At 41.0% G+C, this 15,205-nt stretch carries 13 protein-coding genes and 2 pseudogenes; 11 read left to right on the top strand and 4 right to left on the bottom strand.

Annotation, left to right across the window (positions count from 1 at the left end):
• Positions 1-212 precede the first annotated feature (212 nt).
• The 9 genes and pseudogenes from RMY27_RS07380 (at position 213) to proB (ending at position 8,886) form a co-directional block, all read left to right on the top strand.
• Entirely contained in the window at positions 213-2,354 is a 2,142-nt protein-coding gene (locus RMY27_RS07380) for a pentapeptide repeat-containing protein (RefSeq protein WP_322661817.1), read from the top strand.
• A 128-nt stretch (positions 2,355-2,482) separates the two neighbouring features.
• Complete coding sequence (locus tag RMY27_RS07385; RefSeq protein ID WP_289798406.1) at positions 2,483-2,974, top strand: hypothetical protein; 492 nt, start codon at positions 2,483-2,485, stop codon at positions 2,972-2,974.
• A gap of 123 nt (positions 2,975-3,097) precedes the next feature.
• Entirely contained in the window at positions 3,098-3,304 is a 207-nt protein-coding gene (locus tag RMY27_RS07390) for a hypothetical protein (RefSeq protein WP_104907762.1), read from the top strand.
• A 226-nt stretch (positions 3,305-3,530) separates the two neighbouring features.
• Positions 3,531-4,775, top strand: coding sequence for a GNAT family N-acetyltransferase (locus RMY27_RS07395; protein ID WP_322661818.1), 1,245 nt, complete (start codon positions 3,531-3,533; stop codon positions 4,773-4,775).
• On the top strand, positions 4,756-5,253 hold the full coding sequence (ruvX, locus tag RMY27_RS07400; RefSeq protein WP_322661819.1) for a Holliday junction resolvase RuvX: 498 nt from the start codon (positions 4,756-4,758) through the stop codon (positions 5,251-5,253). The genes RMY27_RS07395 and ruvX overlap by 20 nt, the downstream gene beginning before the upstream one ends.
• Before the next feature lie 145 nt (positions 5,254-5,398).
• The gene (locus RMY27_RS07405; protein ID WP_292739658.1) at positions 5,399-5,971 is read left to right on the top strand and encodes a DUF3727 domain-containing protein; all 573 of its coding nucleotides are present in this window, start codon (positions 5,399-5,401) and stop codon (positions 5,969-5,971) included.
• Positions 5,972-6,301: 330 nt separating this feature from the next.
• Positions 6,302-6,927, top strand: a pseudogene (locus RMY27_RS07410) (hypothetical protein).
• Positions 6,928-6,980: 53 nt separating this feature from the next.
• Positions 6,981-7,520 carry a YqeG family HAD IIIA-type phosphatase gene (locus RMY27_RS07415; protein ID WP_322661820.1) on the top strand — a complete coding sequence of 180 codons (540 nt, stop codon included), beginning with the start codon at positions 6,981-6,983 and terminating at the stop codon, positions 7,518-7,520.
• A gap of 262 nt (positions 7,521-7,782) precedes the next feature.
• On the top strand, positions 7,783-8,886 hold the full coding sequence (gene proB, locus RMY27_RS07420; RefSeq protein WP_322661822.1) for a glutamate 5-kinase: 1,104 nt from the start codon (positions 7,783-7,785) through the stop codon (positions 8,884-8,886).
• A 255-nt stretch (positions 8,887-9,141) separates the two neighbouring features.
• On the opposite strand, the gene RMY27_RS07425 is transcribed toward proB, so the two are convergent.
• Entirely contained in the window at positions 9,142-9,804 is a 663-nt protein-coding gene (locus tag RMY27_RS07425) for an HAD family hydrolase (RefSeq protein WP_322661824.1), read from the bottom strand.
• Positions 9,805-9,945: pseudogene (locus tag RMY27_RS07430) on the bottom strand (ROK family protein); the annotation flags it as partial.
• Positions 9,946-10,079: 134 nt separating this feature from the next.
• Between RMY27_RS07430 and RMY27_RS07435 the strand changes: the two are divergent.
• Positions 10,080-10,301 carry a hypothetical protein gene (locus RMY27_RS07435; RefSeq protein WP_094352655.1) on the top strand — a complete coding sequence of 74 codons (222 nt, stop codon included), beginning with the start codon at positions 10,080-10,082 and terminating at the stop codon, positions 10,299-10,301.
• Between the two features lie 11 nt (positions 10,302-10,312).
• Here RMY27_RS07435 and RMY27_RS07440 read toward each other — a convergent pair whose 3' ends face one another.
• Complete coding sequence (locus RMY27_RS07440) at positions 10,313-11,065, bottom strand: Mut7-C RNAse domain-containing protein (protein WP_322662025.1); 753 nt, start codon at positions 11,063-11,065, stop codon at positions 10,313-10,315.
• 1,104 nt (positions 11,066-12,169) lie between these two features.
• On the opposite strand from RMY27_RS07440, the gene RMY27_RS07445 reads away from it, so the two are divergent.
• Positions 12,170-13,147: a sucrase ferredoxin gene (locus RMY27_RS07445; RefSeq protein ID WP_322661827.1), complete on the top strand. Its 978-nt coding sequence runs from the start codon at positions 12,170-12,172 to the stop codon at positions 13,145-13,147.
• Between the two features lie 177 nt (positions 13,148-13,324).
• Here RMY27_RS07445 and RMY27_RS07450 read toward each other — a convergent pair whose 3' ends face one another.
• Positions 13,325-14,920: a helix-turn-helix domain-containing protein gene (locus tag RMY27_RS07450; RefSeq protein WP_322661829.1), complete on the bottom strand. Its 1,596-nt coding sequence runs from the start codon at positions 14,918-14,920 to the stop codon at positions 13,325-13,327.
• Positions 14,921-15,205 lie beyond the last annotated feature (285 nt).

Here is a 15,205-nt window from a genome sequence, read left to right on the forward strand (position 1 = left end):
AGGATTTCCAGGAAGTTGAAGTACACAAGCTAAGTGTCAAAACTAGGTATAAAGCCTATTTGATTTCTGTTAGAGCAGCCCATTCAGACTCCAAAATTCTGCTGCATAACTCCTAAATCCTATTTCAATATGCTTTTCTTTTTGCTGACTAGCTTAGTCTATTTTAATTGTGCCGATCGCGGCGTAGAAATAATATCAAAGGAAATTATACGATGACCTCACCAATTGTCAGGAGAACTAGTAATCAATCTGGTCAGTCAAAAAAATCGGAAAGAGCCAATTCGCTGCTGCTAGCAAGTAGGCGTTTTGCTGCTTGGACGGCTGAAATCACACTCGTGGTTACTAGTGGGTTGATTCCCTTCGGCATTGGTGTCTATGCCAATTCTAGAAGCGATCTGAACCGAGTGCCGCTGAACCCCGTGCTGGTAGTCACAGAAAGAGCGATCGCCAGACCCCTAGCTCTACCTGTGAGTTATGGCATTCGTAACGTTGCATGGCCGACTAATATTTTGTGGACAATTGCCTTGTTAGCACCTGTAACTCTTTCGTGGTGGCAATTGTATTTATTAGCTAAGACTGGTAGCACAATTGGGAAACGTTGGTTAAAAGTGCGGGTTGTCAATGAGCAAGGAAAGGCGCCCGGATTGGGGGCAGTTGTGATTAGAGAAGGAGTTGGGCGCTGGACGGTACCCATTTCCATCGCCTATCTGCTGTGGCGTTACAGCTTTGCTTTTCCGAATTTAGGATTATTCACATTTTTATCTTTATTAATGATTGTGGGTGAAGGGATAGGCTTACCATCACGTCGGGGGCGTCGCGCACTACACGATCAACTGGCAGGTACTTATACAATCGATGCACTCTTAGCTAGGAACAAACAAGCTCAGTCTGCTGATGGTAACGATCAAGCAGAAGAAAACCAGGAGGGAGAAGAATTAGCGGCAGATCAAACCAGCCATTCGCCTAATTTGTGGCGGCGGATACAGCAAAATCCCAATCTGACTTTGTTTGGGATAGGGCTGACGAGTATGACTGCTGTGCTGGCAACTTTAATTGGCACTCAAGTTTATATCCAAATTCAACAATCTCAGCGAGCAACCAAGCAAATCAACAGCCAACAATTCCTCGAACTTGTCAAACAATTGACTCCCAACTCTGGGGCGACTAATGAGCAACGCCAAAGTGCAATTCTAGCTATGGGTGGTCTTAATGACCCACAATCCATTAAATTTCTGGCGGATTTATTAGTTAGCGAAACTAATCCCAGCCTTCTGGATACAATTCAACAAGCTTTGACAACTGTCGGGCCCCAAGCCATCCCAGAACTCAAAAATAAGAATCAGTTTTTGGTCAGCGAACTGGAATCTGTAGGTAGCACTGCAACCAAAGAGCGGGAATTACGGCAAGGGCGGCTACAAAGAAACCAACGGACAATCAACAAGATTCTCTCTGTTTATAGCGGTAAAAAAATTGAGGGTGTTGACCTTAATAGGACTCAATTAGGTCAAAGCGGTACTTCTGGAAGTTCCTACTTCAACTTAGTACTAGACAATCTTGATTTATCTGGAGTTAAGTTTAAATCTGCAAATCTTAACCAAGCCAGCTTTAAGGCTAGTCGCTTCCGGGGTGTGGGTGAAGATGGACGCTGGGATACCTATGACGATGTAATGGCTGATTTAAGCCAAGCTCAGTTGCAGCAAGCCAATCTTACTGATGCTAACCTCAGTCGCGTCTTGATGAACCGGATCGATTTGAGTCGCGCTACTCTTAACAGAGCCAACTTATCCAACGCGCGTCTATATGATGCTAAACTCAACAGCACCCAACTAGTAGGAGCCGATCTGCGAAACGCAGTTTTGGAAAAAGCCAGCTTGACTGGGGCAGATTTAGGCGATGCCAAATTGAACGAAGCCAATCTGTATGCAGCGCGTTTAGGTCGCGCCACTGCCATCGGAACGCAATTATCTTTTGCCAACTTAACTAACACTGATTGGCAAGGGGCAGATTTGTCAGGAGCTTATTTGGATCGTGCTAATCTCAGCAATGCTAACTTCAGCGCTACTCGTTTAACTGGTGCTGTTTTACGTTCTGCCCAAATGGAAAACGTTAACTTACAAAATGCCGACCTGAGTCTTGCAGATTTACGAGGGGCAAACATCGCTGGAGCAGATTTTAAAGGGGCAATTCTTGCTCCTAGCAAACAAGATCCAGCAGATCAATTTGTCCAAACCCCAGATTTAGGCTCAGTATCGGCCGTAGTCCAAGGGGTTGATTTTTCTAAAGCCAAAAATTTAGATGCCAAGCAACTAGCATACATTTGTACTCAAGGAGGCATTCATCCCCGTTGCCCGTAGAATGAAGGGAGCAGGGGAGCAGAGGGGCAGAGGGCAGAGGGGCAGGTAGAGAATAACCGATGCCCCATGCCCAATTACCAATGACAAATGACAAATGACAAATGACAAATTGGTGTGAGGAGTTGGTTATGAAGTATATTCCATCTTTGGTTTCAGTTTTGGGGGCTGGTTTGGTCTTGAGTCTGGTTAGTACTAAACCAGCACAAGCTCAAGTAGCTTATGGCAGTTATATTGGTATCGGCCCCACTGTTGGTTTTACCGATGGTATCCAATTTGGGGGAGTAATCGCGGGGCGCTACAAGCTTTTGGAAGCACCAATTTCACTCCGCGCCCAAGTTTTAATTGGTAATAATACAGCAGTTGTACCAACAGTTTCTTACGATTTCCCTCTCAACTGGCAAGCTGATGCCTACTTGGGCGCTGGATTAGTATTGGCTGGTGGTGGTGGTTCTTCTCCGGTGGGTGACAAAATTAGTTTTGCTTTACAACCGGGCATCGATTATATGATCCCAAATAGCAATACTGTCCTTTTTGGCAATGCCATTATTGCTTTTGATGCCTACCGAGATAGCAGTGGTACAGCTATCTCCGTACAAGGTGGTGTTGGTTTGAGATTTTAAAGGGCACGCTATTCTAAGAAGCGTTAAACTTCATTGCAAATTAAGAAGTTAGTCCAAACAACGTGATAATTTTTGGTCATGAAGAGAGACAGCACAGGATTAACACAGGAGAACACAGTGGCAATGGAATCAAATTTATTAACAGATGCGGGCGCAGATGAAATGAATCAAGATTTCAGTGAATATGTTGCCAACCTGCAACTTCACATGACTTTACAAGCTCGCAATCTTGTTCCAACGCTGAAGCAAACACTAGTAGATAGTCGCCACCAATTACTCCATCAAACCCAAGCCCACTTTGAAAAGCTAGTTTCTCGGCAAGGGTTATAAAATATATACAAATTTTAATCAAAATTCAAATAAAATAAGGGCAGATGTTGTTGGGTCAATGCCAATGGTGTTCTCACAAGGTCTGCTTTTTCTGCTTTTTAAGTATTAAGTTACTAAAATCACCCTTTTGGCACAATAGTAGAGAGCAGAAACTAGTTAAGATTATTGCAGCAGTTCCTTCCTTTGAAGAGCAGTTAGTTAAGGCTAAATGGCGGCTCGAATAAAAATGACTTCATTACTTCCCAGAAACCTCAGCGTTGTTATCCGACCAGTCCAATACCGGGATCTGGACGGCATTGAGCGCATAACTCAAGAGTCATTCGCAGCCCTTACTCCGAAGGGAGCAGGTTTTGCCATCAGCCAGATGCAAAGGCTGCGTCGCTGGTATGGATTACTCAAATTTTTAAGTTGGTTTCCTAACCCGCTACAGTATCGCCTCTGTGCTTTTGTCGCAGAGCAAGGGCGGATACTTTTAGGAATGATTCAAGTGTCACCCTTTAACCGCACACGCAGTACTTGGCGGATCGATCAAGTGCTACTAGAGCGTGGTGTAGATAAACAAGGAATTGGTTCGCAACTTTTGCGTCATTGCTTTGAGTCGATTTTAGAAGCTCGCACTTGGCTACTAGAAGTTAACATCAATGACATAGAGGCGCTGGCACTATATCGGCAAAATGGATTCCAGCGTTTGGCAGAAATGACATACTGGGAAATTGGGCCAGAATTACTGGCTGAATTAGCACAAGCAGAGCCAGACTTGCCCAACCTATTGCCAGTGAGCAATGCTGATGCCCAGTTGCTATATCAACTAGATACGGCATCGATGCCACCTTTGGTACGTCAGGTTTTTGACCGTAATACCCGCGACTTTAAAACCAGTTTATTTGGTGCTTTAACTGATGCAGTGAAGCAATGGCTGACTAAAACAGAAGTAATCAGTGGTTACGTATTTGAACCGCAACGCAAAGCTGCGATCGGTTATTTTCAGGTGCAACTCGATCGCAAGGGTGAAGTTCCCCATGTTGCAACGCTGACAGTTCATCCTGCTTACACCTGGCTTTATCCAGAATTACTCTCTCAACTAGCTCGCATTGCCCAAGATTTTCCCCAGCAAGGGTTACAACTAGCCTCCTCAGACTATCAGGCAGAGCGAGAAGAATATTTGGAGCGAATAGGGGCAAAACGCATAGAACATACATTAGTCATGTCTCGCTCTGTGTGGCACAAGTTAAGAGAGTCGAAATTCGTTTCCTTAGAAGGCATCCAGTGGACTGATATGCTACAAGGTCTACAACCTACTCGTAAACCTATACCAGGTGGGATGTCATGGATACAACCAGGAAATCTGCCATCATCCGATAAGCCTCTGCCAAGCAAGCCAGAACCGATTAACTTTTCGGTAAAAAACCAAAACCCTACTATAGAAACATCGCCGATTGCTGAATCAGCAGATGGACAGCAGGAGAATTAGTGTGATATCCCAAGAGCAACCAAAACCGTTTATTTCAGCCTTGGGACTAGATTTTGGTCGCAAGCGGATTGGTGTAGCTGGGTGCGATCGCACGGGTTTAATTGCCACGGGTATCACCACAATTGAACGTGCATCTTTTGAGCAAGATGTCGAGCGAATCCGACAAATAGTTAATGAACGTGAGGTGCAAATTCTAATTATGGGCTTACCTTATTCAATGGATGGCTCACTAGGATTTCAGGCTCGTCAAGTTCAGAAATTTACTACAAGACTTGCTAAGGCACTAAACCTGCCTGTGGAATACATGGATGAACGATTAACTTCATTTCAAGCAGAGCAACTGCTGATAGCTGAAAAGTGCTCCCCATCACGCCATAAAGGTTTAATTGACCGCAAGGCAGCCGCTTTGATTTTGCAACAATGGCTGGATGTTAAGCGTGCCAGCTCCCGCAGTTCAGTTGTAGCTATTGAGTATTGATACCTTTTAACATGATATTCTGAAAACGATTAGCCAGCGGTTGTATCTACGTATAAAGCTATTTGGTTGACATAATAAATATGTCGCTAAATAGTTAAGCGATTTCCAAAGTTGCTGGTATTTATTAAATTTCTACATTTCGGCTATGTTTTCCTCTCCATTTCCTGAAGAAAATGATAACGCTCATGCGGGTTCCATAACTTTAACCGATGACAAAGGGCGATCGCTCGACTGTTATATAGAGCATCGCCTTGAGGTTGATGAGCAAGAATACGTTTTGCTTCTTCCTGTAGACTCACCTGTAGAAATTTTTTCTTGGGAAGGTGACGGTGAGGAAGAAGAAGCGGTTCTGGTAGAAGATGACGCCATCATTGAGCAAATTTTTGCTAATGCCCAAGCTGTGCTATCTGAACAGAACCTGATATTGAAGAACACAGCTTATGCTCTGACAGTTGCAGGTGATTTACCGCCAGTTGAAGAATCAGAACTCTTTACCTTAGAAATCGAAGACGAAGGGGAAGATTTAGAGCCAGAACAATTACAGCTACTCGCTAGCTTCTATGATGAAGATCAGGAGTATGCAATTTATACACCTCTAGATCCCTTGTTGTTTTTTGCACGGATAACAAAAACAGGTGAGCCAGAATTACTTTCTCCAGAGGAGTTTCGTAAAGTGCAACCTCTCTTAGAAGAACATCTTTTTAATGAAGTGGAATAAGATTAAAAATTCAAAATGAAAATGTTACATTTTGAATTTTTAATTGTGAATTTTCATTGTAATCAAAATCTACCTCAACCTTTTACCATGTCCCATTAAATCTGGAAGCTATGGAAAATTGACACTAAATTGGCACAATTAGTATTGTTTAAGATTCTGGAACGAGCATTTTGGTCGTGATTTTCAATTCCACGATCTATAGCAAAGTGCTGAGTGCTGAGTGCTGAGTGCTGAGTAAGAACCCGGTCGTTTCAAGCCTTTGAGCAATCAACACTGTCCTAACCTATGTGACTACGGCTATAAATCTAAAATTGGTATGAGGTGCTGAAAATGGCTTATAGCGATTTTACATTAAGTAAATTTAAAAAGTCGTTCAGCATCCGCATTGATGAAGAAGCTGATTTATGTGCTGACATAGAACCTTTACAAGCAAGTGAGAAACTCAAAAATTCTTTAGAAGAAACTACGGAACTGGCTTTAGCAATTAATACTGAAAAAGCTCGTTCAGAAATGATTATCACTCCGATATTGTTGGAGGTAAGACGCAGAGCTAATTATCCAATTAGCTTATTTTCGGGAACAGACTTTAATGTAGATGCAGAAAAAGTTTGAATGGATACTGTGACTTTATCATTAGTCGTTCTAAAGAGCAACTAACAATTAATGTGCCTGTGGTGGTTATTATTAAAGCCAAAAATGAAAATATTACAGGTGGATTAGGTCAATGTGCAGCCGCAATGTTGGCAGCACAATTGTTTAATCAACAAGAAGGCAATGAAATCAGAAAAATTTACGGTGCGGTAACAACAGGGGATATTTGGAAGTTTTTGAAATTAAAAGAAAACGATATATTTATTGATTTAAATAATTATTACATCAAAGAGATAGATAAGATTTTAGGGATTTTATCTCAAAATGTTCAGGGAGATATTCCAGGATGGAGTTCGACTAACTAAACTATATTGGGTTATGCTCATTTGTCTGAGCTATTTAAATTTGACTGGTGACTATGGCCTGGAACAACCTTTTGCAACCTGACTTGATTTTAGAGGGTTCAGTGTTGAACCTAACACCAGATATTATCCAAAAATACGGGCTTAAAGGGCTGGTATTGGATGTAGATGAAACTTTAGTACCTTTTACAGTCGGGATAGCTTCCCCAGAACTACGAGAGTGGGTGGAGCAAATCCGTACCTGTACTGCACTGTGCTTGGTGAGTAACAACCTCAGTGAGGCACGAATTGGTGGAATTGCGCGATCGCTCAACTTGCCTTACTACTTAGGTGCAGCCAAGCCTTCCCGACGCAAAATTAGAGCAGCACTTAGGGGAATGGATTTACCAGTACATCAAGTGGGGATGGTAGGCGATCGCTTGTTTACCGATGTCATAGCAGGTAATCGCCTGGGGATGTTTACTATTCTAGTCGAACCGATTGTTCATGCCGACGTAGCTCTGCGCTCTCATCCCGTCCGCAACTTTGAAGTTTGGATATCTGAAATTTTGGGAGCATCTATTACCCCCAAGAAAACTAAGATTCACAAAAGTTGAGAAATCGTCAGGAAAGTAAATCTAAAGAAATGGTTAAGGAATCTTACTGGAACCAAAAAATCGGGGATCATAAGTATTAATAACATGGGGTCAGCCAAAAAAGACCCTAACTCATACTAAGTAAATATACTTCCGTAAAGCGTCAACCTTCACTATAGAGGGATTGACGCTTTACAAATTGAGTTAGGAGTTAGAAGTTATGAGTTATGAATTAAATTAAATTCAACTCCTAACTCCTAACTCCTAACTCCTCACTTTTTAGATGCCACTAACAATTGTTATTAAAATCGGTACTTCCAGCCTAACTCAACCAGAAACGGGACAATTAGCACTTTCTACCATTGCTACTTTGGCGGAAACACTCTGCAATTTAAGACGCCAAGGACATCGGGTGATTTTGGTTTCTTCTGGTGCTGTGGGCGTGGGTTGTGCGCGGTTGGGTTTAACTGAACGTCCTAAAGCGATCGCACTCAAACAGGCTGTAGCAGCAGTTGGGCAAGGCAGGTTAATTCGGATCTACGATGATTTATTTACTACCTTGCAGCAGGCGATCGCCCAAGTATTATTAACTCGTAGTGACTTGGTACAGCGCAGCCGCTATCTCAATGCCTACAACACCTTTCAAGAACTACTGGGACTGGGAGTGATCCCCATAGTAAATGAAAATGATACCGTAGCAATAGACGAACTAAAATTTGGTGATAATGACACTCTTTCGGCATTAGTTGCCAGCTTAATAGAAGCAGATTGGCTATTTTTGCTCACCGATGTTGATCGGCTATACTCAGCCGATCCCCGTTCCGTGCCAGATGCGCGGCCGATCGCTCTAGTTAGTAGCATTAAAGAATTAGCTCAATTACAAATAGGTTCCCAAGGTTCTCGGTGGGGTACTGGTGGGATGGTGACAAAAATTTCGGCTGCGAGGATTGCGATCGCAGCGGGAGTCCGTACCGTCATTACCCAAGGGCGATTTCCCCGGAATATCGAAAAAATTATCCAAGGCGAACTGATTGGAACCCATTTTGAACCGCAACCCGAACCAACTTCGGCGCGTAAACGTTGGATAGCTTACGGACTTGTACCTGCGGGGAAATTGTATTTAGATGAAGGTGCGATCGCGGCAATTTCTCTAGCGGGAAAATCCTTATTAGCAGCTGGAATTAAGCTAGTAGAAGGAGAGTTTGATACACAGGATGCCGTGCAATTGTGTGACATAAACGGTAACGAAATTGCTAGAGGACTTGTAAATTACAACAGCAATGAACTACAAAAGATTTCTGGGCGCCATTCACGAGAAATTTCCACAATTTTAGGTTATGCCGGTGCAGAAACCGTGATTCATCGAGATAATTTAGTTTTGACTTAAAATGGAAATTAGATAAATTTTGTGACTACTAACTGAGAGAGTAAAAATATTATTACTCAAACGTTAGAAAATTCTGTTAATTTACCAGAAGAACAACGTTTCTTTCGACATGGGTTAAGTTGGGAACAATTTAAAGCGATTAAAGCCAGCTTTGAAAAGTCAAAATATTCAACAGTAATAGTAGGTTTAAATTAAAGAAAATATTTTAATATCGCTTTGAGTGTTAATTGTTACATAAAACTCATAATTATAAGTTTAATGGTGTAACAACAAAGAAGGCAATTGCTGCATGGAGTAAAAGACACGCGCTCCAGATGCCTCAAGTAAATTAGCCTCACTTTGCTCGGTGTAACCTAAAACTCTCATGCCAGCAGCAACACCTGCACGTACACCCAAAACGCTATCTTCTACAACCGTACAGGATGCAGCTTGAATTCCCATATTTTTAGCTGCATATAAGAATAAGTCAGGTGCTGGCTTCCAACTTCCAATTTTATATGAGCTAAAGATACGTCCTTCAAATCGAGGGAGTAGGTTAGTTAAACGCAAAGCTAACTTAATTTTTTCCGGTGGCCCACTGGAAGCAACGCAAATAGGTAGATTAATCTTGTCTAAAGCTGCTTCTATTCCTTCTACAGGACGTAGTTCACGCTCGAATGCCTCAGCAGTACGGGTACGAAGCTGAGTTACAAAATCTTGCGGCATCTTTTTCCCAAGTCTTTGCTCAACGACAGCAACACAATCAGCCATTTTGCAACCCTTAAATAACAAAATGGCTTCTTCAAGTTTCATTGCAAGTCCAAACTCAGCGACAAATTCCACAAGAACGCGATTGCTTAATCCCTCGCTGTCTACTAACACTCCATCACAATCAAAAATAACTAATTCTGTTTGCATCTCGCTCCACGCCTCGCCCATTTACAAATTCGGGATTGTCATAGAAGCGATCGCCACACCGCCCCACAATGGCGCATCATCCCCCAGAACTGTCGGCACAATTTCAAAATCAATTTCTGGCAAAGCCGTCTCCCGCGCCGCCTGACGCACCACCCACCAAAATCGAGAACTCAAATTAATGTCATTCACTCACCTTTTATTACACCATCACACAACGTAGTTTCTTTCTGAAGAAAGATGTTTGCACTCAAGATACATTTAACACTAGAAAAAACTACACTATTATTTAGCAACTCATGACTACTGAGCAACCCGATCCACTTATCGATTTCTCTCACGCCAAAGAACCTCCTCGCTCTCTTGATATTGATAAAGCTCAAGAGGCAGATCCCATTGAACCAGAAGAAGTTAGTGGACAGAGTAAGCAAAATCCCACTCCTGATGATTTGAATCGCGAAGATGAAGATCCCAGAATCGGGGGTAGTCAAATAATCAGTGGAAATATTTCAGCTGGGTAATGGGTAAATAGTTACTCACGTTTTTGTGAGTTGAGTACTCCATCAATAAACTGTTGTAATCGTTCATAATGTGAACCTTTCCAATAAATGCGATCGCAGTCTTGGCAACGCTGGAATTCATCAACCTGCGATCGCACCTTTTCTGGCACTTGTTCAATGATGGATTGTTTATCTACAGATTCTAATAATCCATTGCAACGCAAACACCGTTTAAATGGTGAGATTAATTCAAACAAGTCGAAGCGTTGCAGTACTTCTATAATTTGTTGTTCAGGGTTAGTGTTTCTAACATAATACCCATACGTTACCAAACTACGCATCAATAGACCTTTATCACGAGTCAAGAGAATCCGCGCTTGAGTATAAGATATTTGGGCTAATTTCTCGTCCTCGTAGTCATTGCGGTATAAAGTATTAAAACCTAAAAGTCGTAAAGATGTCGCAAGCTTCCCCAAATGAATATCTAAAACAAAGCGGATAATACTGAGCGGTTTTGGTAAAACAGAAACGCTTGGTATAATAAGGCTCCTAGCTGTAATTGGATAAACATTGATAGTGTCTCCATCGGAAACTATGTAAGAAAAATTTACATATTCACCATTAACATTTATCGAATCCACCTCTGGATGAGGGACACCCAACGACTCAATCATGTCCTTAATTGAGGCTTTTTCCTCAAACAAATGAGAGATTCTCACCTGTTTGTGATGCCGTGGTAAAAAATGATTCAATTCTGCGTGAAAGTAGAAATATGCGATCGCCATAGCTACAGATATTTGAACTAGTAAGTGCGCTTTTACTAGCAACAATTTGTCACAATTGCAAAACTTTATCTATTATATTGAAACTCTCAATGCTTGTTGTAGTGGGTTATCCTGACTATGAAATGCCTGTTCACCTTGATTTAAGCAATGTCCTAGAGGCAACACACTGTAAAGAAGTTATAAAGATTCTTAAAAACTTGCATTTCTTATTGACTTCAGTTACAGTCAAAACAGATGCCTATCATCAAACCCTGACACAAGCTTCGGGAAGTTAGATTAGGTAAAACGCTAAATAGCAAATTTGTTAATGTTAATGTCAGTGACAGTGCTAATAATTAGTCACTACTTTTAATTATTAACTTATCGCAGATGGAGTACGGGGAATTAAATCATTTACCCCTAATTTGACATTTTTTATTTTCTCAAGTTATTGAGAATTATTTGCAATATGGATAATTCGATAGATAAATTGAAAGCAGATAGTGTGGAACAAGTCTTAAAACAGTATTGGCTTACCAAAGCGATTTCTGTTTATTAAATGTTTTCGCATCTACTTTTAGGAATATATTTTTCAGATGAACGGCACTGAATTATATCTTTATATGTAAAAACAGGATATGTAATTAGCTATGTAGATAACTTCAGCAAAACTTTAAACAACTAGGTTACTGCTAGGAATATTTTTGATTGTAGTATCAGCTACATCAATATTGTAAGCAAGTTAATCGTCGGTAACTCTCCAAGTTGCTTTGCGTCTATGTACTAGATTTAATATATTTGATTTTGCCAAAGACACCAAGTTCAGAAAAACTAAGTTTCCGCTAATGAAAATTTATTAAATACCAAATAACAATAAAACTAGATACAAAATTAACGCCACTCATACGGAAAAATATCTCTTGACACTATTTATCTTTATTGTGGAGAATTTATTAACCGGAAAGACCTCGAGCAATAATGATGTTATAAAGTGGCTACCTAGTTTTAGCTAGGAAATGAATATTGTTCTTTTTTATCTCCTTGAGCCAAGGATATTGTAGCTAAGAACACAATTGTATTTTGTAATACCTTTTGTCCATAAAATATGCTAATGAGTACAGCGAGATGAATACCTTTTTTTGTTCTGATGATTCGCGGCAAGTAGGAGAAGATGTTATTGGTAGTGCCACCAATTATCAAACTTATATTTTAGTTGAGTGTCCTTTACCTTGGACATCAGAAGCCTTTAACTCCAAGTGGGTGCCTCAGAATTTGAGGATTTTGGTAGAAGAAGTTAAACGTGCGAAACTGCCGATTAGATTTCTCCTAATTGCTAATGATTTATCACACAAGGTAAATCACACTACGCTTTTGATTTATCAAAAAGAAGAGGGGCTAAGTAATGGATACCATAAGCAGGAGTTTCAGCTAGCAAATATTGAGCAAGTAGCAGGAGTTGTCCAAAAATGGATATGGGGTATCGATTCTAATTTGGAAGTAGAAACTAGTAGAACTAGAGATATTTTAGTTTGTACGCACGGCAGCCATGATAAGTGTTGTGCAAGATATGGCGCTCCTTTTTACTTCCAAATAACAGCGAGTAATGCTGATTTGTGCTTAGATAATGTGCGAATTTGGAAATCATCGCACTTTGGTGGACATCGGTTTGCACCAACAGTAATAGACTTGCCAGAAGGAAGATATTATGGTCGTCTCGATCGAGATTCATTTAGATCGATTTTGACTCGTACTGGCGATATTCAATGCTTACATCAAGTCTATCGAGGCTGGGGAATTCTCCCTGCTGCACTTCAGGTTTTGGAAAGAGAGTTAATCCTCTATAAAGGATGGGATTGGTTTAACTACAAAGTTGCAGGCAAAATTTTAGAGCAAAGTTTAGACAACAGTACTATCTTAGCTGAACTTAGTTTTGAACAACCTTGTGGTTCTCTCTACACTTACCAGGCTAAACTTGTGAAAGATGAAACCAAGACTCAACAACTGAAGAGTTCATGCAATGCTACACGAGAGTTGGTAGTTACTAAATATGCTGTCGGTAGTTTTTGGATTACTTCTAGTAAGGTAATGAGTTATAGTACATAGAAGTGGAGAGTTTTTAAACGCAGAGGGACGCCAAGGGAAGCGCAAAGTAACGCAGAGTTTTGCTAAGTTTAGTTCGCTACGAATTAATGAAATGCTGTATTGAGTATTTAGTATAATACTGCACAAATTCGTAATAAAATATCTATGCCCCTGTGCGTTTAAATTCCAAATATTGAATCAAGATGGAGCCATATTTAAGACTTTTCGTAACAGTACTTGGTCTTCTAATTTGGCTTTTAAACGACCATTTTCAATATCTCGAATCCAGCTTTGGCTTTTACCTGTAAGTTTTGCCAATTCTCTTTGGGAGAGATTCAAATTTTTTCGCGCTTGCAAAATCTGTTCGCCTAGCAAATCGTTTGTAGCTTTGGGCTTCCTTTTGGTTTTAGCAGTTCGTCGTTGCTTTTTTTCCGATTCTGAGATTTGCTGTTCCCATTCTGGTGGGAGTTCAAAAGCTAAAATCCGCGCATTCATTAGCAGATTCCATTTACCACGGGGGCCTGTGTCTGTGAGGCGAGTTTCAGCACCTCCGTCATTAGTCCAAAATTCTAATGCTTCATCTGGATCTTCAGGAAGATCGATTAATTTTGCCCACAAAGGTTGAATTTCTGGTGGATAAGTAACTGGATCGAAAAGTGGCTTCATTCCATAGTGATTGAGAATTTCTAAATCGCTTTCAAAGGTTCGCAACAGACGTTTGCGTTCTTCCCGTTGTCTGGATGCAAGGGCGACTTTTTCCTCACCGTAAGCAATACGCAGCAAGGTAGGAATGGTGATGCGTTGTTCTTTACCCATTTTGGTTTTAAACAGCAGCCACAGCATTAGTCGAACTGCGCCTTCATGTTGCTGCCAAATACTCATGACTGTGGTTAGCAGTGTTTTGGGGAGACTGCCATATTGATAGAATGCGGTTCGCTCTTTACACGCTTGTTTGTTTAAGAAATATTGCGCCCATAAACCTGCTTTGACTTTAAAAGTTAGCCCAATCAGATATTTGCATCCGAGATTATCTTCCTGGAAGTGGTGCTGAATATCTACTAAATGCCATAAGCGGCTACCGACAAGAGAGAATCCGTTAATTCGGCCTTGTTGGGGCCAGTCAATGGAGATAATTAGGGAGCAAGCTTGCTGAACGATATTTTTCATTAAAGCTAGCTTGGCAGCTTTGCTTAAATCTTTGCGTTTCTCCATCCCCAAATATTTCTCGATTTGTCGCTCATCGATCGCAAATTCTTGCTCCCAAGGTTGATCTAAAGCTGTAGCATAAGCTGCAAAAATTAGATGTATGCAAGCGGCTCTGATGTCAAGCCCCTCAATTGCTGCTATATCTGTGGCCTTGTCGTTAACCTTGAAGGGATCTTGGATGTGAAAAGCGATCGCACCTCGGCCTTGATTGACTTGTCGGCTGTAACTGATGTAACCTTCTTCATCAGTTTCCCAGTGTAGGGATGTGCGCTGCGCTAATACATTACAAGCTTCCCAAATTGCGATCGCTGAAGCAAATGGATTATTCTTACCATTAGAAAACAAGTCTAAGCTGCTAGCATCTCTTGGTTCAACTTTGCATCTTCCCTTTTTCGCCTGCCAAGGAATAGGAGAATTAGTTGGACAAGCTATTACACATTGCGGTTCTGAATAATAGCCCTCGCAATTGTTACAAAGACCAGGATCGACCCAGTATTCATTGTCCTCTATTCTGATTGCACCCGTAGGACATTGGGGGCGGCAGTTGTCACATCCAACGCAACTGTTGTTAGGAATTGTATAAGGCATTTGGTTTGGCTCTTTTCCCACTCTAATCGTTGAGATGTCTGGCTCAGTTCTCCCCTGGATGAGTCCTGTTTATTCATGACTCGCTACCACACGATATTTCTAGTGAGAATAATCTTTTCTCACCACATTCAATTCCCACATCCACTTGTTAAATTCGTATCCAAGTACAAGCTATTTGCTTCAAAAATAGCCTAATAAAACTTCTTATTAACTATACATTTCATGATAAAAATGATTATTTTGTTCGTATTGAGCTTGGAAAAAACTCTTAACATTTATTTAATT

The organism is Nostoc sp. DedQUE09, assembly GCF_034530915.1.
In the GTDB taxonomy this organism is placed as follows: domain Bacteria; phylum Cyanobacteriota; class Cyanobacteriia; order Cyanobacteriales; family Nostocaceae; genus Nostoc.